Origin of the sequence: Undibacterium sp. 5I1, from assembly GCF_034314085.1 — a bacterium.
GTDB lineage: Bacteria > Pseudomonadota > Gammaproteobacteria > Burkholderiales > Burkholderiaceae_D > Undibacterium.
On sequence record NZ_JAVIWI010000001.1, the window covers coordinates 1762837 to 1786009 of the forward strand.

Annotated in this window: 15 protein-coding genes; 6 read left to right on the top strand and 9 right to left on the bottom strand. The window is 47.4% G+C overall.

The window, feature by feature from the left end; translation table 11 throughout:
* Positions 1-2 precede the first annotated feature (2 nt).
* The 6 genes from RGU72_RS07845 to RGU72_RS07870 form a co-directional block, all read right to left on the bottom strand.
* Positions 3-5906 (bottom strand): MG2 domain-containing protein, encoded by a 5904-nt coding sequence (locus RGU72_RS07845; RefSeq protein WP_416200109.1) that lies wholly within the window; start codon positions 5904-5906, stop codon positions 3-5.
* 2 nt (positions 5907-5908) lie between these two features.
* Positions 5909-7825 (bottom strand): MFS transporter, encoded by a 1917-nt coding sequence (locus RGU72_RS07850; protein WP_322119202.1) that lies wholly within the window; start codon positions 7823-7825, stop codon positions 5909-5911.
* Between the two features lie 190 nt (positions 7826-8015).
* The gene (locus RGU72_RS07855) at positions 8016-8744 is read right to left on the bottom strand and encodes a polysaccharide deacetylase family protein (RefSeq protein WP_322119203.1); all 729 of its coding nucleotides are present in this window, start codon (positions 8742-8744) and stop codon (positions 8016-8018) included.
* A 113-nt stretch (positions 8745-8857) separates the two neighbouring features.
* Positions 8858-10363: a hypothetical protein gene (locus tag RGU72_RS07860; RefSeq protein WP_322119204.1), complete on the bottom strand. Its 1506-nt coding sequence runs from the start codon at positions 10361-10363 to the stop codon at positions 8858-8860.
* Positions 10293-10988 (bottom strand): lipoprotein-releasing ABC transporter ATP-binding protein LolD, encoded by a 696-nt coding sequence (lolD, locus tag RGU72_RS07865; protein ID WP_322119205.1) that lies wholly within the window; start codon positions 10986-10988, stop codon positions 10293-10295. Before lolD ends, RGU72_RS07860 begins: the two co-directional genes overlap by 71 nt.
* Positions 10981-12243, bottom strand: coding sequence for a lipoprotein-releasing ABC transporter permease subunit (locus RGU72_RS07870; RefSeq protein ID WP_322121582.1), 1263 nt, complete (start codon positions 12241-12243; stop codon positions 10981-10983). The genes lolD and RGU72_RS07870 overlap by 8 nt, the downstream gene beginning before the upstream one ends.
* A 116-nt stretch (positions 12244-12359) precedes the next feature.
* Here RGU72_RS07870 and RGU72_RS07875 point away from each other — a divergent pair, with 116 nt between their 5' ends.
* Together RGU72_RS07875 and recJ are read left to right on the top strand one after the other, a co-directional pair.
* Positions 12360-13445, top strand: coding sequence for a hypothetical protein (locus tag RGU72_RS07875; protein WP_322119206.1), 1086 nt, complete (start codon positions 12360-12362; stop codon positions 13443-13445).
* Between the two features lies 1 nt (position 13446).
* Positions 13447-15135 (top strand): single-stranded-DNA-specific exonuclease RecJ, encoded by a 1689-nt coding sequence (gene recJ, locus RGU72_RS07880; RefSeq protein ID WP_322119207.1) that lies wholly within the window; start codon positions 13447-13449, stop codon positions 15133-15135.
* 31 nt (positions 15136-15166) lie between these two features.
* Here recJ and RGU72_RS07885 read toward each other — a convergent pair whose 3' ends face one another.
* Positions 15167-15466, bottom strand: coding sequence for a YciI family protein (locus RGU72_RS07885; protein ID WP_322119208.1), 300 nt, complete (start codon positions 15464-15466; stop codon positions 15167-15169).
* A gap of 162 nt (positions 15467-15628) precedes the next feature.
* Positions 15629-16534: a LysR family transcriptional regulator gene (locus tag RGU72_RS07890; protein ID WP_322119209.1), complete on the bottom strand. Its 906-nt coding sequence runs from the start codon at positions 16532-16534 to the stop codon at positions 15629-15631.
* 152 nt (positions 16535-16686) lie between these two features.
* On the opposite strand from RGU72_RS07890, the gene RGU72_RS07895 reads away from it, so the two are divergent.
* The 4 genes from RGU72_RS07895 to RGU72_RS07910 all read left to right on the top strand — a co-directional run bounded on the left by RGU72_RS07895 (position 16687) and on the right by RGU72_RS07910 (position 20945).
* The gene (locus RGU72_RS07895; protein ID WP_322119210.1) at positions 16687-17265 is read left to right on the top strand and encodes a carboxymuconolactone decarboxylase family protein; all 579 of its coding nucleotides are present in this window, start codon (positions 16687-16689) and stop codon (positions 17263-17265) included.
* Between the two features lie 129 nt (positions 17266-17394).
* Entirely contained in the window at positions 17395-17859 is a 465-nt protein-coding gene (locus RGU72_RS07900; protein WP_416200110.1) for a DUF1348 family protein, read from the top strand.
* A 31-nt stretch (positions 17860-17890) separates the two neighbouring features.
* Entirely contained in the window at positions 17891-18517 is a 627-nt protein-coding gene (locus RGU72_RS07905) for a pyridoxamine 5'-phosphate oxidase family protein (protein WP_322119211.1), read from the top strand.
* A gap of 160 nt (positions 18518-18677) precedes the next feature.
* Positions 18678-20945: a YgiQ family radical SAM protein gene (locus RGU72_RS07910; RefSeq protein WP_322121584.1), complete on the top strand. Its 2268-nt coding sequence runs from the start codon at positions 18678-18680 to the stop codon at positions 20943-20945.
* 153 nt (positions 20946-21098) lie between these two features.
* On the opposite strand, the gene RGU72_RS07915 is transcribed toward RGU72_RS07910, so the two are convergent.
* Entirely contained in the window at positions 21099-23138 is a 2040-nt protein-coding gene (locus tag RGU72_RS07915) for an ATP-dependent DNA helicase (protein ID WP_322119212.1), read from the bottom strand.
* Positions 23139-23173: the final 35 nt, after the last annotated feature.

Below are 23173 nucleotides of genomic sequence, written 5' to 3' on the forward strand. Positions count from 1 at the left end.
CATTACTTGACTATCATGACGGGATTGGGAATTTCTCCAAACATTTCTGGGGCGTACATGGCCTCAACTCTAGTTTGTGGCAATTTAAATTCGCCAACATTATTTAGGCGAACCGTATAAGTCAATGAGAATTTTCCTTTAGGCACAAACTCGTAATAACCACGGAAAGCTTCAAAGCTGCGCTCTTCATAGGCAAGCCAGGCTGTACTCCAATTACCTGCATTGCTATTATCTACTCCAGTAGTTGCGGCAATTGCAGAGTCACGGCCTAAACCTGAACCCAGCAAACTAGCCCCTGCGGGGATGGGGTCGGAGACGACGACCCAAGTCATATCAGTCTGCGCATCGATTTCCAAATTGATACGCAGGACATCACCACGACTGTACTTACCCTTCTCTTTTTGCTCAACTGGTACGACGGTTTTGTTGATTCTATAACCGCTGCTGAATGGCGCTTTTAGGGGAATTGCAGCCAGACTTTGCAACACTATCCATGGTTTACCTTTGCCTTCGTGGCTGAGTTTTAAACCATCTGCCGGAGTTAGCGATTTGGGCGATGGCATCGCAGTAGAAGTATTGGCAGGCCAAGGCAATTGCAAATTACCGCTACCAGTTGCAGTTCCAACCATAGGCCAATTAAAACTTTGCACAGCGCCTTGCTGCAAGCTTGCTTTAGTTATACCGGAAACCTTTTCAGTCTCAAACTTGTTGGCAAATTTTTCTAACGCTAATGAACCCCAAACGTTAGCGGTAGTCGTCATCCAGCGGCCTCGAGTTTGCCGCTGAATGGCTCCTGTCATCAACTTCGGCATATCATCACGCCATGCAGGATTATCCAGCATGACTAAAATAAGTCGGGTTGCATTGCTGTCGCCATTGCTCATTAACCACCACCAATAATCATCTGCCTCGGTCGAGAAACCTAGACGAGTGCCTTGGTAATTCAGCCGTGACCGCAGCACTTGGTCCGCCTCTTTAAGATAGGCCTCACGCTTGGGTAAATTAGCGGTTCTCTGCAAAATTGACAGCCAGTCAATAATGGCGGAGGTTGGCCATAGATTCGGCGCGATTTGAATTGAACCCAGCATCCGAGGCTGCACTTGACCATAACGAGACATTGCCTCTAGCGCGGCGATTTTACGGATATCCAGGTCCTTTTTCGGTGACCAGAAATCGCGTGTTATTTTGCCTTCGACAAACGCACTCAAGCCTTGCAACATCTTGTCGCGACTGGCATCCGGTACAGCAAATCCAGCCTCGTTGGTTGCAGCCAAGATATACGCAGTCAAACTATCGCTGCCATGCCTTTGGCTGCTGTCGCCCGGAGGGTAATAATATGCCAAACCATCGGCGTCCAAATAGCTAGGTAAATCAGCCGTTATCTTTTGCCACATCGCGGCATCACGCAAGCCGATAGCGCGTGATGTCTTTTGCTCAAGGCAGGAGTAAGGATATTCGCTGAAATAACGACGTAAGCTCTCGTTACCACCAGCCAGACTAGAGATTAAAGAAATCGCCAGACCACCTCGCCCAGGCAAGCTGTCGGCAGGCTGACTAACCGCCATCGTCATGGGTGCCTCTAACTGGAACAAACTAGCCTGCTGCACCGTAACAGGCACTGCAGCAATCACACGCTGGCTAATCTTCAGTGCGTCCTTCACGCCTTGCACTCCTGCTGCTGGGATTTCTTGCGCTTTAATATCCCAAGTCAACTGCTGCCTGTCGGCATTAGAGAAGGAAGATGGACTTAAATTATTGGGCGAAGCTGGCACCACCACATTCCAATTTACCTCTCTCGATTCACCTGCTGGTATTACGATATTTTGCTTGCTCAGCTCTGACGACAAGCCTGTGACATTCGCCATCACTTCGACTTTCATCGACCGAGTCGTTGTATTACGAACCGTCAGCATTACTACAAATTGATCCCCTTCCCGCACCAACGGAGGTAAACCAGAAATCAACTGCAAATCCTGACTAGACCTGATGCTGACAGAACCGGTGCCAAAAAGATCAGCCCCACTTTGCGCAATTGCGACGATCTTAAAGCTGGTTAGTGCATCATTTAAGGGCACGTCAATTTGCGCCCGACCGTTTGCATCTAGGATGATAGAGGGCTTCCAGAGCAGCAATGTATCGAATAATTCACGCGTCGATGATTTGCCCCCACCACCGCCCGCAGCAACGGCTTTACGACCGTAATGACGTTTGCCTATCACTTGCATTTGTGCAGTCGCAGTCTCGACACCATATCCTCGTCGTTGTAACAAGGCTCCCAAAACATCCCAAGAAGTATTTGGCTGAAGCTCTAACAAAGCCTCATCAACAGCAGCCAATGCGACTTCAGCGCCGGCGGCCGGCTTGCCGTCTGGCCGTATTACCTGCACGGTGACTTTGGAGGTAGTGCGAATCGGATATACCGATTTATCACTGGTTACGGTTACCGCCAGTTGATGCGCGGCAGTGCCAACAGAAATTTCGGCAATTCCATACTTGTAGGCTGGTTTTGCCAGATCGACAGTCGCGCCGGGATTTTGATATTCGCGGAATTCACTCCACCAGTTCAGTGGCTCTTTCCAACCCCAGGTAAAGAAGGAATACCAAGGAACTTCACGCATCCGTCCACGAACAGCCAACACAGATACGAAAATATTAGGCCCATAGCTCGCCTTGATCGGGACGGTAATACTTGGATCGCGTCCGTTCAATTGCACCACCATTGTATCGATTACACCTTCACGCTCAACCGCAACCAATGCGGTTGCATAACGGAACGGCATACGGATTTGGAATTTAGCGATATCGCCTGGCTGATACTGCTTTTTCTCAGGTAAGACATCCATACGGTCCTGATTTTCGCCATCGAACCAAATTTCATTTTGATTCGCGACCCAGACAGAAGTTTTCGCTAAGGCGCTCTTGCCGTTGTCGTCTTTAGCGTTGGCGGTTATCTCTACATTGCCGGATTCTTTAATTTCTACATCGCATAGGAACAAGCCACGCGCATCCGACTTACCAGAACATAGCTCGCCTAAATCCTTGGTTGTCTCAGAGTTTTCATAGGCATAGAATCCGCCGACCATGCGCTTGCGGTGAGAATTACTTTGTTTCGATAATCCTGTTAGTGCCACAGCGACGCCCGCTTGCGGTTTGCCATTGGTATCTAGCGTGATAGTGCTTAGTGTGACTTTCTTTTTAACTGAGACCCAACCACCGGCTTTAATCCCGACAATCACGGCAGAAGGCCATAGGGTCGTCACAGCAGATATGGTTTGTATTTCACCGTTAGGATCTGCGTAGGTCATTTCCGATAATAATTCTTGCGGCTTAGTAATCGCAGGTAGATTTTTTATAACCGTTTTACCACTACCATTTTTATCTAGACTCACGGGCAATTTGTTGGCAACGATTTTTTGCTCATCATCGGCTTCGTAGCCAGCATTAAACGCATATCCATCGTACGCGGGGAAATTTAAATTTTTATTTCTTAGTAAACTACTGATCTCAACGGGCAGACCTGAAGCACCGCCGCCATTAAGATAATTTAGCTGCACATCAAGAGCTAATTCTTTCGGTGCAATTTGCGCGGCTTTGGGTGGAGTAATACGCCCCTGTAGTAAAGGCAGACGGAATTCTTCTACCCTAAAGCTACCGCTGTTGTAAGTGTTACGACCGTAGCGGTCTTCACCATCGGATTCGTTATCAGCATCGTTATTAGTGGTGTCATTGTTCGCCTCAGTTATCTTCGATGTGCCCTGATCCAGCACAATATTGTAGGTTCCTAGTTTAGCTTGCTTTGGAATCGCAAAAGTTGTTTCAGCCGTATTCTGTCCGCGCCATACCAGCGGAAACTGGAATTCCTGATTGCTTCCTTGGTGGATAATACGAACGCGAGTAGGTAATAAACTTGCTTTCTGAAAACCGAATCCATGCATATTTTCAATACGGATCACATGCTTCATTGAGGCAGTTTCACCCGCTCGAAATAAGCTACGGTCTAGAATAGTGTGAGCTCTGACCGTCGCGACTTTGCTCGTATCCGTTGGCAAATTGAAGCGATATGATTCAATACCGCTGTTCCAGGAAGATAAAGCGAACGCCATATCCTTGCGCCCTTTTTCATCGGTCTTACGAGCACTGACAAAAAATCCATTAATTTTGCCCTTGCTGACGTCCGTGTTGTCTTCGCTGTAGCGACAAGGATTATCCAATGCTGTCGGTATCATGGCGATACCGCTGGCGTTACTCACGCCGCGCCAAACTTCTTTACCTGTACAGTCAGATACACGGATATCTGCATTGCCTACAGGCTTAGCCGAGTCTAAAGTCGTTACCCAGACTGCGCCGTTTTCACGACCTAATTTAATGTGTACTGCCATATTGGTGACCAAGGCACTGGTACGCACGAACATCGGAACAGGTTTGCCCAATAAGGCACTACCTAGTTTTTGAGATTCCAGTTCCAGCACATAAAAGCCCGGATCTTTGAGTGGAATACCAATCACCTCAAATGGCCTGAATGCAATCGCTGTTGCATCTTTGTCTTCAGGTGAACTAGGCAAATCGAGTTTGCGCACGCCAGCTTCTTTAGCAAGTAAACCGATACTGCGAGTCTCGACGGACTTATTTGCAATCTGGATGCTGCTCTCGTGATAGCGATTAAGTCGTTGTATCCAGTTGATGATGCCAGCATCATCATCGACTTTTAAGTTCGCAAGCGTGCCCGGTGACTGCTTACCGTCGGTACTGCGGGCAATCAAATTTTTTTCTACGTTACGCAAGGTGACTGGCAAGGTTGCATCCGCGTTCAGTTCAACAATACCAAACGGAGCAGCAGGAAATTTTGCCAGCGGTGGATAATCGGCGGTAGAAAACTTCAGAGGAAATTGTGTAGCATTGCCTAAACTACGACCACTATCGTCTTGTAGTTTACTCGGCAACTCCAGTGTGTATTCTGTCTTTTCGGCGAACGGTGGGACGAACTCAACCCGTTGTACGGTTTCTTCTTTTTCATCACGTTTAAACGTCGGCTTGCTACTACCTTTTGCAGTTTTTAAAACAATCTGTTCTGCGAGTTTCCGACTGATTGGCGTATTAAAATTTAATGCTACTGCCTGTATCGGCGTGCAAGCCGCTTTGGCGTTCTCGCGCTCGCAGGTAAAGCTAGCAGTAAATGCCTGACGTGCTTTAAATTTATACGATTGCGCCTGACTATTTGGCACACCTGATGGCGTCACAATTCCCTTATCCCAGACCAGACGCACAGCCGCCGCATTAGGAAAACGCTGCTGACATTGCACAATACTGATACGGCTAGCGGTATTCTCGTCGGTTGAGCTGTATTGTTTTAGTAATTCAGTACGGGCAGCACCTTCAATAAACCGTACCGGAACCCGCTCATGCACACCTTCAATTTCGCAATAAGTGTGTTGCAAAATACTGGCGCTGGTGGCGATACCATTCTGGAACAGAATAAATGCCTGCTCCTCATCAATAGACTCGCCTTGATAAGGGCGAACACTGACGATTGCCGGACCGCCAGTGGAGAATTGGAAGGTGCTTTTGCCTGTGATCGCTGCGCCGGTAACTGTCTTAAAATTAGCTTTTAACTGAGCACTGCATAACGTACCCGGCGGCAAGTCAGCGGTAAAATCATAGACCCAGTTTTTATCATCTGCCCACCGACCTGAGCCTGCTTGGGTACATTTAATATCCAAAGGAGCCGCCGCTTTAGGGTCTCCAAAGGCAATTACTGCTTCAGAAAATGTGGCTCTGATCTGTCGAACCTGAGCCACTTCACCTTGTGGTGAAAATCGAGTAATGCTGGCAGCATTCGCTTCGATAATGTTGAGGATAGAACCAAGAAAAAATACACATAACATTATCAAGCGATGCAGAACAGTCATTTTTATCTCCATTCACCGCGTAAAGATTGCACTTTATCTTGCAATAATTGTGGTGTTACTTCTGACGCTTGTAAAGCCTCACCCACTGCAAGTTCCAGATGTGAGAAAGGTCCGCGGCTGAAAGAACGCTCAAACGGGTTGCCTTTATCTCTCGACAAAAAGCTACCCCAGAGACCACGCAGCGCCATTGGGAATACAGGCACTGGAGAGCGTTCTAGTATTTTCATAATACCGCCCTTAAACTCATTCATATCACCAGTGGTCGTCAATTTACCTTCTGGGAAAATACAAACCAGTTCACCTTCATGCAAGGCTTTAGCGATATCAATATAAGCTTTCTCCATGAGCCATGGATCTTCTTTAGCAGGTGCAATAGGAATAGCTTTTGCCGTTTTAAAAACCCAGGACAAAAATGGAATCTTGAAAATCCGGTGATCCATGACAAAACGAATCGGTCGCGGGCTGGAGGCCATAATCACGATGGCATCCATATAACTAACATGATTACAAACTAAAACTGCTGCGCCCTCAACCTGAATACGATTAGTATTTACTCCCTTAACGCGGTGAATAGTGTGGATTAGTAACCATGCGATAAATCGCATTAAAAATTCTGGTACTAAACTAAAAATATACAAGGCTACAACCGCATTCAAAATCGCGGTTGCCATAAAAATTTGTGGGATAGTAAATCCCCGACTCAGCATTAAAGTCGCACTCAATGCGGCCACCACCATGAACAAAGCATTCATGATATTCATACCTGCGATGGTACGGGATAAATGTTTTGGATCGCATCGGGTTTGTATCAGCGCGAATAATGGCACGATGTATAGACCACCGAACAAGCCGATCATCACGATATCAAATACGATACGCAAGCTTCCAACTTGATGAAAAAATCCCATTGCGTCAATTGTCGGTGCCACAGCACCTGCATTAATTGCAGTCAAGGCGTGTGTATAAGCGACGCTAGACAAATACAAATCAAAGCCAAATACAGATAAGCCAATTGCACCAAACGGCACCAAGCCAATCTCCACTTTATGACCAGACAAACGTTCACATAAAAGCGAGCCGGCACCAATTCCAAATGAGAAAATAGTTAGTAGTAAAACGAATACGCTATGATCGCCATGCAAATAATCTTTGGCATACAAAGGGAACTGCGCCAAAATTATGGCGCCATAAAACCAAAACCAAGAATTACCCAGCAACGATAAAAATACGGGGCGATTCTGCTTGGTAAACCGGATATTACGGACAGTCTCTGTTGCAGCATTCCAATTGATTTTTAACTCAGGCTCCGGCGCTGGGGAATTAGGAATCCGCAGACTAGTCAGCCAACCAATGATGGCGATCACGATGGTACCGCCAGCAACTAGTTCTATTCCCCAAGGTTTATGTACGACCAGCATCGCACCAAGAACTTCGCCCAATAAAATACCGACAAACGTACCCATCTCAATCACACCATTACCACCGACCAGTTCCTCGGATTTAAGGTGCTGTGGCAAGTACGCATATTTCACCGGACCGAAAAGGGTTGAGTGAATTCCCATACCGGCAACAGCGGCTATTAATAACCACAAGGTATGCGTCATCCAGCCCGTTGCTGCAATACACATGATTACAATTTCTAGCAATTTGACTTTGCGGGCTAATCCCGCTTTTTCAAATTTATCTGCTAACTGGCCAGATGTTGCTGAAAACAAGACAAACGGTAAAATAAACAGTCCCGGGATCAAATTATTCAACAAGCCGATATCGAGCTTAGTCCAAGACAAAGCGTCGTACGTCAGTATCGTCAGCAAGGCGGTTTTAAAGACGTTGTCATTGAATGCACCCAGGAATTGCGTCCAGAAGAATGGGGCAAAACGACGCTGCGTGAGCAGGGCAAACTGGCTTTGTTGGCTCATGGGCGGATATTCCGATTAAATGTAACTGGAGAATTAAAGATGAATATGCTCAGATTGACCGAGACGAGGAGCAAGGAACGAGGCTTAAAACGAGACATCAAAAATAGTTAAGCCGATCAAAACATATTTGACGTAATTATAATTTAGACATCCAAAACAAATTCAAAATTTGTATGTTTTAATTAATTTATTACTGAAAAAAGAGAATCGCATCACGAACAGGCAATATTTTGCATCCAGCATTTGTTGCTTCGGTTAAGGCGTAACGCAATTGTGCTGGTGATGTACCCCAAGGTCCCGGCTCCTCGTCTACCTCATGCGAATAAAAAATCAGCCATCCGCCATGTTGAGCCGTTTGCTGTATCAGTTCTTTAATTAATTCAAGACTAGTTTTTTGTTCGTAAAGTGCTTGGGCACGCAAGGCAGCCAAATCAGCGCGCCCTATCTGGGTGCCGCCACCGGTAATTCTGTTATAGGCAAAACGACGAGATGCTAAACGTTTACTGGCTAAATCATAGGCACCAAATGGGAACGCAAAGCCACTATTGTTGATATCGTTTTCTTTAAAGAAATCCTGATTTTTCTCCCAATCCTTATTTAACTCCGCAGCACCGTCAAGAGTGCAATTGGTATGCGAAAAAGTGTGGCAAGCAATCTCATGACCATCAGCATCTAGCGCTTGTAATTCTGCGACACTATGGCAGGTTCGTCCTTGCTCCTGACCATCGGTGAGTCCGCCACAGACATAAAAACTACCACGAGCATCAAACTCTTCCAGCAATGCTTTGCCGACAGTACAAGCGCTGGCAGGTACGTCATCAAAAGAGAAACTGACTACGCCCTGCCCCTGCTTTAGTGGCATCCAGGCACAACTAATATAGTTAGATAAACGACGACTGATTTTATCGAGAAGTTTCATTGATGATCTTACCCAGAGTTATTTATGCAGTTTATTTGATTTCAACGATGACAGTTCTCATCAAACAATATTCATCAAGATTTGGACTTGCGAAAATTTGTCCAAAATATTTATTATCGTAATGCATCGGTATTATTCAGTGAATGCTGATACCGTGACAATCCCATTTTAGCGGTGCTACCAGGAAAATTTTCATAGCTATATTCAAGACCTATCATAATCACGCCCTGTTTTAGTCCGGGCAAATTGGCGTCTCTCTCCACTTTTTCATAAAAACTATCTAACATTAATCGAACACCACGCTGCAATTGATAATTGATACCGAAGCCAGCGCGAGTCAGCTTTTCTTTACGAGAAACTGAGTCTTGAATTTCGGCCAATCTTGGGACTAATTTTTGATCACTATTTTGCGCTAATCCCATCAAATGAAATTGCGTTTTATCCGACATATTCCATTGCGCATCCAGGCGTAAGCCTTTTGTGACGACATATAAAATAGAAGGATCAACGATGGCAAACGGACGATCAAAAATTTGTGCGTCTAAACGTAATTTGGGTGAATAGAAATACGTCCCACGCACCAGAGTTGATACCAAATTGGTATTTAAATCACTAAGACTATCGTAACGTCGCCGTATCAGGCCTAAATGCGTGCTGACGGCCGTCTTGACGCTGTACTTCCACTCGGCCTCAATATAGGTTTCGGTCTCTCGATAACGCTGATCGAGATCAGCAATTTGCTGTGGATTACGATTGGGATAATCGGTGTCAGAAAACCGGACTCCAAGCTCTAAGTTTGATCCGGTTGGCGAGTAATACTTTAAACCAGCCTGCTGTCCATTTTGGTGAAAATTATATAGCTGATTGACGTCCAGATCGTAATGCAAGTTAGAGCGATCCAACTTCACAGGAACAGACAATTCATCCGTAATTTTTAGTGTAAGTTCAGCACCGGTTTGAGAAAAATGAGAAATGTCTTTTGCCGTCAACGAGCCATTAATATATTGAAATAAGCGATCTTCTTTTCCAGCGGTAACGCGCCCCGTAAGAATATTACCAATCGCGTATTCAAAGCTGGCGTCACCCGCTTTTTCCTGATGATCCAGATCTTGATAAGTTTGATATTGTCGCGTACCCAAACTGCCGGTCAAGATCAAACGTGTCCTGTCTGACAGGATGGGAATAATCGCTCCGGCTCGCACATCCAGTGCTTTGACTTTATCTGAAGTACTGGTATTGCCATTTTGCGCCGCGGCTGCATCACCATCGTAAAAACGCAAAGGATTACTATCGCTGGTCAGTGATGTTGCTAACTGCAAAGCTAATTCGGTGGTAGCAAAAGCTGGTGCAGTCAATAAAGAGGCAGACAAGGCTACGCCTAGCAACAAAGGCGAAGAATGAGATGTACGCTCAAGCAATTTGAGGCCACTTAATTTACGCCGAGCTAATTTACGTCCAACCAAGACATGGCCAAAACTATGCTCAGTTTTTTGTAAATAAGGTGAAAGCTGCGCAGTCAAATTCATCACATTGGTCACATCAATCCCATCAAGCGGGCAGCAATCCGTTTTCTGATAAACGCAATACTCGATCGCAGCGTTTCGCCAACTCAGCATCATGCGTTACGATTACAAAGGCCGTACCTAAAGTGCGCGATAGCTCCAGCATTAATTCAAATATTTGTTGCGCGGTCGCCCTGTCTAAATTGCCGGTAGGCTCATCCGCTAATACGCAGGCTGGCTGTGTCACCAAAGCCCGCGCCAAAGCAACGCGTTGCCGCTCACCGCCAGACAATTCACCGGGTACGTGGCTGACGCGATGATCCAAACCAACTCGCGCTAAAATTGCTCTCGCAGTAGCCTGCGCCTCATTGCGATTAACCCGACGTATCAACAAAGGCATTGCCACATTATCCAAGGCAGAAAACTCAGGTAATAAATGGTGGAACTGGTACACAAAACCCAAAGCAGCGTTACGTAAATTGCCTCTGGTAGTTTCGTTTAAAGTGGCGAAATCTTTGCCTTGCAAAGTAACGCTACCCGTCGTCGGTGCATCTAAGCCACCCAACAAATGCAACAAGGTTGATTTGCCGGAACCAGATGCGCCAATGATGGCAACTCGCTCGCCTTTATTGACTTTAAAATCAATATTACCAAGCACTTTGACTGAGTAAGTGCCTTGAGTAAAAGTCTTCCCTAAGCCGCTGCAAGACAGGACCAATTGGTCAGTAACATGATCATTCATAGCGCAATGCCTCCGCTGGTTTCACGCGGGCACCACGCCAGCTTGGATAAATCGTTGCAACAAAAGCTAATACGACTGCAACACTGCCAATGGTCCAGACATCTTTCCATTGCAAATCAGAAGGTAAAGTGCTGATCACATACACTTCTTTGGACAAAAACTGCACACCTAAAACATGCTCAATAAACGGCACAATAATATCGATATTTAATGCGACTACTATGCCAGAGCCGACGCCAATCGCGGTGCCCAGTAAGCCAACCAGAGCACCTTGAATCATAAAAATTTTCATGATCGACCAAGGCGACGCGCCCAAGGTTCGCAGAATCGCAATATCCGCTTGCTTGTCTGTCACGGTCATCACCAAGGTTGATACCAGATTGAAAGCTGCTACTGCGATGATCAGCGTCAAAATGATAAACATCATGGTTTTTTCTGTTTTTACCGCAGCAAAATAATTACGATTTTGTTGCGACCAGTCGCGTATATACAAATCACCAGACAATGTTTTTGATAACTCCACCGCGACTTGCGGTGCTTTCAACATATCGACAATACGCAGGCGTAAACCAGACGGTGCCGATAGTCGGAAAAACTTCTCAGCATCGTCCATCTGAATAAATGCCATGCCAGAGTCGTATTCAAAATGTCCTGCTTCAAAAATACCGACTACGGTAAATGCTTTAAGACGCGGCACCATACCTGCTGGTGTAATCTGGCCTTCCGGCGCTCCGGCTAACGTGACTTTTTCACCGACTTGCACATGTAAACTGCGAGCTAATTCAATCCCTAGCACAATGCCAAAACCACCTGGCTTCAAATCGGTAAATTTGCCGTACTTCATTTTGCTGGTGACGTCAGATACCTTCGACTCTTCTTCTGGCAACACGCCACGCAAAACCACGCCGCGCATTATATCGCCGCCAATAATCATGGCCTGCGCATCGACATAAGGCGCAGTCCCTGTGACCGAGGGATTTTTTTGTGCTTGCAATGCGGTAGTTTTCCAATCTGGCAAAGTACCAGTGGCATCAAACACCTCAATATGCGCCAACACCGACAACATACGGTCACGCACTTCTTTTTGGAAGCCATTCATCACCGATAACACGACAATTAATGCTGCGACACCTAAGGCAATGCCGGCCATAGAAATCATTGAGATAAACGAGATAAAACTGTTACGGCCACTACGTCGTCCAGCGCGGGTATAACGCAGGCCGACCAGCCATTCAAAAGGGTAATTTTTCACTATAGAACTTGATCCAGAATAGATAATTTAATTAGGGCTTACACAAAATTGTCGCGCTAAGGAGTTTTGACGGCGATTTTGCATAGTCTTAAAAGTAATGTTTTTAGTCAGCGAGCATCTTGCCATACAATGTCGTTATGAGCTATTTAGAAATGATACTGCCGTTTGCCATCCCTCCCGCCCCGCTTGCCAAAGACCTGCTACGCGAGCTACGTGTACCAGCATTAAGCTGCTTAATTGGCAAAGCTAAACCCGACACTCCCCATCACTTTGAAGACTTTGCAAGACAATTACCGCATGAATCCTTGCTTGCAGGGCATTTTAGCCCTGGGGGCGGCAGAATCATTGGACCTCCTTTTTCAAACTCTGTAGGTTTAGAATCAGCCATCAAGAGCAGTCCCGCTAATACGCACAACAAAATGCAAGTGCTTGGCGTCCAGCCGGTAGATACTGATATGACCGGTACGAGCGCAGTTTGGTTCACGCTGCAACCTGTTCATATCCATATTGCACGCGACCATCTGGTACTTACAGACCAACGCCGCTTGACATTGACGGAGCGTGAGTCGCGCGCCCTGTTTGCCGAGGCAAAAATCATTTGTGACGAACTGGGTAAAACTTTAGTGTATGGCGACACACTTCACTGGTTTTTACGCGCCGATGATTGGCAAGGCCTGCAAACAGCCACGCCAGATGCGGCTTGCGGCCACAATATCGATATCTGGATGCCCAAAGGTGAGCAAGCACGCCCATGGCGCAAGCTTCAAAATGAAATTCAGATGCAATGGTTTAGTCACACCATCAACCAAGAACGGGAGACGCAAGGTTTAAAGCCCGTCAACTCAGCTTGGCTGTCCGGCGGTAGCACGCAATTAATGGACATGCCGGATATCCAAAAAGTGACTGAATTTAAACAAATCGATCTGGCGTCAAAACGACCCGTTTTAATCGATGCACTGTTAGAGCCTGCGCTGAATAACGACTGGGCAAGCTGGCTGGAGCGCATGCAGTTGCTGGAGGAGCACTGCTTTGCGCCTGCACTGGCAGCTTTACGCGACCAACAAATTAACCAACTCAATCTGATCGTCACCGATGCCAACACGCTAGCACAATTTAGTTTAACGCCCTGGTCGCTCCGTCAATTCTGGCGCAAACCGACATTGCATCCTTTATTCTCGCTACCAGCACAAAAAATATCCAACTAACATGACACGTATCAGCACCCGCCCTTACTCTTTCCGCGATTCAGAAATGCTGCGCCAAAGCGGCATCCATCCGGTATTGGCGCGCTTATATGCCGCGCGTGGCGTGAAAGACGTCGCCGAATTACGTAGCGAATTACCGCAATTGATCGCACCGACTCAATTGCTGCATGTTCAGCAAGCGGCGGTGTATTTAGCCGACGCAATCGCCGCTGGCAAAAAAATGTGTATCGTCGCCGACTACGATTGTGACGGTGCAACGGCCTGTGCAGTGGGCTTGCGCGGCCTGCGCATGATGGGTGCAACGGTCGATTACATCGTACCGGATAGACAAATCCACGGTTATGGATTAACGCCGGAAATCGTCGCATTAACCAAGCAAGAAAAATCGCCAGATATTATTGTCACCGTCGATAACGGCATTGCCAGTATTGACGGTGTCGCTGCTGCCAACGCCCTGGGTATGGCGGTGGTCGTGACCGATCACCATCTTCCAGCAGATACCCTGCCAGACGCTGCGGTGATTGTGAATCCCAACCAGCCAGGCTGCGGCTTCCCGAGCAAAAATATGGCTGGTGTTGGCGTGATGTTTTATACCTTGCTGGCCTTGCGTGCAGAGTTACGCCAACGTGGCGTGTTTGATCAGCAGCAGCAACCCAAGCTTGATACCTTACTGGATTTGGTCGCCTTAGGCACAGTCGCCGACGTCGTCAAGCTGGATGCGAATAACCGTATTCTGGTCGCGCAAGGAATCAAACGCATGCGTGCAGGTCGTATGCATACAGGTATTGCCGCCCTGTTCCGCGTCGCAGGGCGAGAGCCGCATCAGGCCAGTCCATTCGATCTGGGTTTTGCCGTGGGTCCCAGAATCAACGCAGCGGGTCGCTTGTCCGACATGTCGCTGGGCATAGAGTGTTTAACCACCGATGACGAAGGTCGCGCCTGGCACATTGCGCAAGAACTCAATTCCATCAATGCCGATCGCAAAGATATCGAACGCGAGATGCAAGATGTGGCCTTGCTGCATCTGGATGATTTTCAACCCTCCGCGAGTAATACCATCACCGTATTTGACGAGAGCTGGCACCAGGGCGTGATCGGGATTGTCGCCTCGCGGCTCAAAGATAAATTCTATCGTCCTACCATTACCTTTGCGCCCGGCGATGAGGGTTTGATCAAAGGGTCTGGCCGCTCCATCCCCGGCTTCCATATGCGCGATGCGCTGGATCTGGTGTCTAAACATGTACCCGACCTGATTTTAAAATTCGGCGGACATGCGATGGCAGCAGGATTGACATTGAAGGCAGAAAACTTTCCTGCCTTTCAGGCGGCGTTTGAAGCTGTCGCGCAAAGCTGGCTGAAAGCCGATCAGTTAGAGAGGATTATCGAAACCGATGGTCCTTTAGAAGATGCATATTTCAGCACGGACTTTATTAGCCTGATGGATGGACAAGTCTGGGGACAAGGCTTTGCGCCGCCGATATTTTGTGATGACTTCAAGCTGATTTCACAACGGATTCTGAAAGAACGCCATCTGAAAATGGAACTGGAAAAAAATGGCAAACGCTACGATGCCATCTGGTTTGGTCACACCGATCATCTTCCAGAGCGTGTAAATGTCGCCTTCAGGCTGGATGCGAATACCTACAATGGCGTGACGCGGGTGCAATTGCTGGTGGAGCATGTCGAGTAAGCAAAGCTCAGCCGAAGCTGAATCAACTATGCTAAATCAAGCTCTGCCGCTGAGGGAAAGCTTTTGACCAGTGCAAAATCTCAACACTGGCGCGAAGCCCATTGATCCAAAAAGGATCCATCAGAATCAGTGCCTCAATCTCGGCTTTGCTTTCCGCTTCGACAATCCACAAGCCGCCCAGCGCAGCATCGCCGGGCTGATGACGCAATGAACCGCCAACCAAGATGCGCTCTTTGTGCTGATCCAGCCAAGCAATATGCGCCCCGAGATACTGCTGGCGCACAGCCAGACTGCCTTGTTTATCTAAAAAATATACGGCAAAAAGCGTCATATTGCTTCCAGTAAATTTAAGATACTTTAAAACCTGGCATTTAATATACTCCCATCCAGTAAATTAAAGTCGTCCAATCAATAATTGGACAATGAAGCATATTTTATAAAAATAAAGGGGAGTATATTCAATATTCAATTAAAAATGCCTGACGCACCGATTTTATATTGCATCAGATAACCGGTTTTTTAAATATGCTGATCCAAAATCAAGGAAGGCTCTCAGCTTTAAAGGCAGTATGCCTTGGCCCGCATGTACGAGATTAACCGGTCTGTCGGGCGACTCAAACGATTCAAGCACAATTTCCAACAAAGCCTGGCGTCTGGCCGCGGCGATCTGGTAAGACAAGACTCGCGTTACTCCAACACCCGCAACCGCGGCATCAATTGCCGCTTCTGCCGTATTGACGATCAGGCGCGAATGGATTGGCACGGTAATCTCGGACTTCCCCTGCAAAAATCGCCAGCTATGCGGGGATGTCAATACATCATACGAAACACAATCATGCTGGGTTAGTTGCTCAGGCGTCGTCGGCTTGCCTCGCTGCGCAAAGTACTCTGGACTAGCACAAACCACCGTCCTCACTGCACCAACGGGAATAGCGATCAAATCGCTGTCAGGCAATGCACCGATGCGCAACGCCACATCGATGTGGTCTTCCAATAAGTGGACATTGCGATCTGACAGCGTCAGACGCACGTCAATATCCGGGTATTTTTTTAAGAATTCGACCACCATAGGTAACACATGCAAACGTCCAAAAACAACGGGTGCAGTAATCACCAGCTCACCTTTGGGCATCGTATATTCGCCTGCGGCAATGCGTTCTGCCTGGGCTACCTCTTCCAGAATACGCCGGCAAGCGGCCACATACGATAGCCCTGCCTCAGTCAATGCCAATTGCCGGGTAGAACGCAATAGCAGACGTATTTTTAAATGCGCCTCCAGCTCACCTACTTTGCGACTAACCGTTGCCAGCGGCATAGCAAGACGACGTGCAGCACCAGAAAAACTGCCTGCATCAACCACCGCGATCAAAATCGCCATCGAATCTAATCGATCTGTCATTCACATCTCCGCAGGCATGTTCTTTTCAAACGACTTTTAAAAATCTCAAAAATTGAGATAGTTATTCCTAAATTTACCAGATTATCTTATTTAATGAAACTTGCTACAGTTCTCTTGGTCAACTCGACAAACTAATTTAAAAGGAAATCATCATGTCACTCATCCCAACTCCAGCGACGATTGAGGCAGCTCCAGCGGCGTCTCAGGCACTATTACATGCAGTTCAAAAACAACTCGGTGTCGTACCAAATTTATTCCGCTTGGTATCGAACAGCCCTATCGCTCTGGAGGCTTATCTGGGTCTGTCCGGGACGTTGGCTAAAGGTAACATTCCAGCACCGACTCGTGAGCGTATCGCACTTGCCATTGCAGAAATCAACGGCTGCGATTACTGCTTATCTGCCCATACTTACTTGGCAAAAAATCTCGCTAAATTGGATGACGAAGAAATCACTGCTAATCGCCATGCTAACTCCAGCGATGCCAAAGCTGATGCGGCATTAAAATTTGCAACAGCGGTAGCAAAAGAACGGGGTCACATCAGCGAAGCCGATTTTCAAGCCATTAAAGCTGCAGGTTATGACGACGCTCAAATGATAGAAATCGTGCTGCACGTTGCGCTGAATACTTGGACCAATTACATGAACTCGGTTGCTAAAACGGATATTGATTTTCCGGTAGTACACGCCTTGAATTCAGCCTTGAATTCGGCCACGTATTCAGTCGCATAAATTGTAGTAAGTTCATGTTTGCAGCTCGATGATGTTGATCATCACTACCTGGTCAAACTAAAACCAAAGCTAAAATTGAGCTAGCAAGCAGAACCATCGATACCGATCATTCCTCTGGAGAATTACATCATGAGTCGTCCGCCACTTCCGCCCTTCACAAAAGAAACTGCAATCCAAAAAGTACGTATGGCAGAGGACGCCTGGAACACGCGCGAACCGGCGCGCATCGCCCTTGCGTATACCGCGGATAGCCAATGGCGAAACCGGTCAGAATTTTTGCAAGGTCGAGATGCAATTGAGATATTCTTGACACGTAAATGGCAGCGGGAACTGGACTACCGGTTGATCAAAGAACTCTGGGCGCATAGCGAAAACCGGATTGCCGTTCGCTTTGCTTACGAGTGGCACGACGAGAATAATCAATGGTTCAGAAGCTATGGTAACGAGAACTGGCAATTTGATGAATTTGGTCTGATGGCGTTGCGCATTGCCAGCATCAACGACTTAGCGATTGAAGAAAAAGAGAGAAAATTTCATTGGCCATCAGGACGTCGCCCTGATGATCACCCCTCGTTGAGTGTATTAGGTCTTTAGTCAATCCGCCTCTGCTCTAAAGGAGCGCGTAATGAATAATAGTATTAAGCATGTGAGCGATATCGTTTTCACACCGGCGGTCAAGGCACTGCAAAGCCGCATGGGGTCGCGCTCGGCATATGCCAGAATGGAAAACGGATCAGGTTGGCAGTCGATAATTACCAAGGAACTGAAATTTTTTATTGAGGCGCAAGTTAGTATTTTTTTGGCAACCGCCAATGCAGAAGGTCAACCATATATTCAACATCGCGGTGGCCCTGCGGGTTTTTTACGGGTGCTAGATGAGCACACGATTGCGTTTGCTGACTTTGCGGGAAACAGGCAGTTTATTAGCCAAGGCAATCTAAGCGAAAACGCCAAAACTCAGTTGTTTCTGATCGATTACGCACAACAGCAAAGGGTAAAAATATGGGGAGAAGCGACAGTGATCGACGATGATCCAGCGCTTTTGTCGACATTGATGCCGGATGACTATAAGGCACGAGCCGAGAGGGTGATGATGTTTAAAGTAACTGCATGGGATGCAAATTGCCATCAACATATTCCTGTCCGCTACGAAGCAGCGTATGTGGATGCGGAAATTGAACGACGTGATCAACGCATTCGTCAGCTTGAAAAAGAAATCCGGCAATTACAGCCCGATCAAAATCACATATAGAAAAAACGTAACAAAATCATCAACTTAAAGATATTCAGCGCAACGTACTATTAGGTTTTCAGGTACAATCGCACGCATGAAAACCGCGCCAAAAAACCTCTTCTCCTTCCCTCGCTTCCGCCCTGATGTTGGCGGAGCCAAGGCTGCTCCTTTTTTACCGATGTCACGTGCCGAAATGGACACGCTGGGTTGGGATAGTTGTGACGTTATTTTGGTGACCGGTGACGCATACATTGATCACCCAAGTTTTGGCATGGCATTAGTGGGTCGCTTGTTGGAACAGCAGGGATTTCGCGTTGGGATTATCAGCCAGCCGGATTGGCATTCTGCCGATGATTTCCGTGTGCTAGGCAAGCCTAATTTATATTTTGGGATTACTGCGGGCAACATGGATTCGATGGTGAATCGCTATACCGCAGATCGCAAAATTCGTTCTGAAGATGCCTACACACCAGATGGCGATTCCACCAAACGGCCAGACCGCGCAGTGGTTGTGTATTCACAGCGCGTGCGTGAAGCTTTCCCCGGTGTGAATGTCGTGATTGGCAGTATTGAGGCGAGTTTGCGCCGGATTGCCCATTACGATTATTGGTCCGATAAAGTAAAACGGTCTGTTTTGCCTGACTCTAAAGCGGACATTCTGTTGTTTGGCAATGCCGAGCGCGCGCTAGTAGATTTAACCCATCGTCTTGCTGCAGGTGAATCGATTAAAGAAATTCGTGATTTGCGTGGTACCGCATTTATGGTGCCGCGCGGCTGGTTGCCATCAGATGACTGGACTGAAATCAATTCCACCCGTATCGACACACCCGGCAAAGTCGAGCCGCATCCTGATCCGTATTACATGGCGCCTGAAAACGCCTCTTCATGCGAAACCAAAATTGCAGATAAAACTGCAGAACAAGCCGCACCCAAGGACGTCGTTCAACAGCAAGCGATACGCATCATGAGTCGTGAAGAACGACAAGCGATGCTGAGGGAAAAATTGCATAAAACCGCAATCCGTTTGCCATCGTATGAATCAGTGTCAGAAGATCCTGTGATGTATGCACATGCCTCCCGTGTGTTCCATCTGGAAGCCAATCCGGGCAATGCAAAATCCTTAATCCAAGGACATGGAGAACGCGATGTCTGGCTTAATCCGCCACCGCTGCCGCTGGCAATGGATGAGATGGACGGCGTATTTGACCGTGCCTATGCACGTGCCCCTCATCCTAGTTATGGCAAGGCGCGCATTCCTGCATGGGAGATGATCCGTTTCTCCATCAACATCATGCGCGGTTGTTTTGGTGGCTGTACTTTCTGTTCGATTACAGAGCATGAAGGCCGGATTATACAAAGTCGCTCCGAGCCCTCTATCTTGCGTGAAATTGAAGAAATCCGCGATAAGACTAAGGGCTTCACCGGAACGATTTCTGACATGGGTGGACCAACTGCCAATATGTATCGCTTAGCATGCAAAGATAAAACGATAGAAGAATCCTGCCGTCGTTTATCTTGCGTGTACCCGGGCATTTGCAGCAATCTGGGAACCGATCACAGCAAACTGATTTCACTTTATCGCAAAGCGCGAGCTGTCCCTGGCATCAAAAAGGTATTGATCAGTTCCGGCTTGCGCTACGACCTGGCAGTGCGTTCGCCAGAGTACGTCAAAGAATTGGTCACACATCATGTGGGCGGCTTACTTAAAATCGCACCAGAGCACACCGAAGCCAATACTTTATCCAAAATGATGAAGCCCGGGATTGGTGCTTATGACGAATTTAAGGCGATGTTCCAAAAGTATTCAAAAGAAGCAGGCAAAGAACAATATCTGATCCCCTATTTCATCGCGGCACATCCTGGCACCACCGATGAAGATATGGTCAACCTCGCGTTGTGGCTGAAGAAAAACGACTTTAAGCTCGATCAGGTTCAGACCTTTATGCCAACGCCGATGGCGCTTGCGACGACGATGTATCACACCCGTAAAAATCCACTGAAAAAAGTGGACGAAAACTCGGAAGTAGTAGAAACCGCTCGCTCAGGCAAAATACGTAAATTCCACAAAGCACTCTTACGCTACCAAGCACCAGAGAATTGGGAAATTGTCAAAGAAGGCTTACTCCGCATGGGACGTGGCGACCTGATCGGCAGCAGCGACAGACACCTGATACCGCCGCGCGCACCCGCAGTGCCAATAAAGGATACCGGCGTCAGCAACGGCCGCCGTATCGCAGCACCAAAAATGAATACCTTTGGTCAAAAACCAGCGTTCGCAACACGAGGGGCTGGCGCGGGGATTAGTACGGTGGGCAAAATCATGCCAAAAACAGCGTCAAAAACGGCTACAAAAACAAGTACAAATATCGCATCAATAGCACGTCCGGCCTTGGCATTTCGCTCCGCCAAAACCAAACTTGCCGGCGCTAAGCCAGGACGCAAATAAGCATATGCATTACACAAATCCTCCCGAGCTTCGTTGCTACACAGTTCTGGAAGATTTTAGCAAGCCCTAAATATACTCCCCTGCAAATTTCACTAATATGCCCTCACGCCCAGTTAATCTCTGGGCAATTAATATTACTACCAAGGAGTATATCTATTGATCATTCTTAGGCGCATATACCAACTGTTTAAAAAAATTTTGCACGACGTTCAGTTCACGAGTACGGGTAAACGCAGGCAAGCTCTGCCAGATTCGTTTGCCATAGGGCTTAGAAATCAGACGCGGATCGCACAACATCAATACGCCTTTATCCGTCTCGTCCCGAATCAGTCGGCCTGCGCCCTGCTTCAGATTAATGATCGCCTCGGGCAGTTGATGATGCACAAAACCGTTCAAGCCTTTCTTCTCCATAGCCTCAATACGCGCCGCCAACACCGGATCATCCGGTGGAGAAAACGGTAGTTTGTCGATCACGACCAGCGACAAAGCATCGCCACGCACATCAACGCCCTCCCAAAAACTTTGACTTCCTATCAGTACCCCATTTCCAGCTGCGCGGAACCGGTCTAACAATTCAGTACGTCCGGCATCACCTTGGACAAATAAGGGGAAAGGCAAATCACGTTGTTGAAATTCTTCCCGCAAGCGTTCAGCACAATGCTTGACTGCCTTAATCGTGGTGCACAATAAAAAGGTTTTACCGCCAGCAGCCTCGATGACAGGTAAAGCGGCATCCACAACAGCGTCGGTATATTCTCGAGAATTGGGTTGCGGCATGCCTTCTGGTACGTACAAAATCCCTTGCTCGGCATAGTTAAACGGACTAGGCCAGGTTCTTGCTGGTTCATTCCATAAGCCCATTTGTGACACAAAATGGGTAAAGTCATTTTTGACTGCCATCGTCGCCGAGGTAAAAATCCAGGTACGCGGCACCCCTTCTCGCTGTTTATTAAAAATCGGCGCTATCGATAACGGCGTCCGATGTAATTGCAAAGAAGTAGAAAACGCTTCTACCCACAGGACATAGTCGGCTTTTTCTAATTTATCCGCGACACCCGCATTAGTGGAATTGTTTTTTTGCGGCTCAGTTTCTTTCCAGTCATTGATTTTGCTGTTCAGATCAATTGCACGGACGCGGCATTGCTCCAATGTCTCGGCACGGACAGCTTGTTTTTCCAGCACAGCGATCATGTCATCCATCGCATCTTTGAGCGTTTCTAAGGCAGGAAAAAACTCACTCGACGGCGCAATTTGCGACAATGATAAGCGCACTACGTCTTGTGGAAATGCGAGGCGCAAATCGCGTGCTGCACGCTCGACCGGCCCCACCAGCTTAGCCCACTCGGCACCGTCACGGGCATGGGACAGGCCTTCTGCCAATACATCGCGACATAATTCCAAGATCTGCGAAGTAGATATCGTTTCACCAAAAAATAGCGTCGCTGTATCTGGTAATTGATGTGCTTCATCAAAAATGACCGTGTTAGCAGAAGGCAGTAACTCGGCAATGCCCGTATCTTTTAAGGCTACGTCAGCAAAAAACAAATGATGGTTAACCACCACTACATCAGCCTGCTGCGCCTCTTTACGCGCCTTCATGACAAAACAATCCTGATAGTACTGACATTCCGACCCCATGCAGGTGTCTTTAGTGGAGGTCACCAGATTCCAGACCGATGCGGTTTCTGGGACGCGCGCCAGCTCGGCTTTATCGCCGCTACTGGTGGTTTTCATAAATCGGGAAATATCGCGCAGATAACCAACATCTTCACGCGATGTGAGACGTCCATTTTGCAACGTCCGCTCTAAGTGAAAATGACACAAATAGTTGGCACGACCTTTGAGCAAAGCAATCGAGACGGGTGCTTTTAACACCTTTTTAATCATGGGAATATCTCGCAAGAACAACTGATCTTGCAAGTTTTTGGTGCCGGTAGAGACAATGACCTTACCGCCCCATAGTAAGGCCGGCGTCAAATAGGCGTAGGTTTTACCAGTACCAGTGCCAGCTTCTGCCAGCAAGGTTTTTTGACCGGAGATCGCGCTGGCAATCGCTTTTGCCATTTCGGTTTGCGCCTGACGCGGACGATATCCTTTAATCGAAGTACTTAAAGCGCCCGTCAATCCAAAAATCTGTTCAACTTCGTCGTCATGAATGCCCGGAGCATTCGTTTCTTGTGTCTGTTCAGTCAAAATAAAAGGTGCCAGTGATGTCGGTGATGACGATG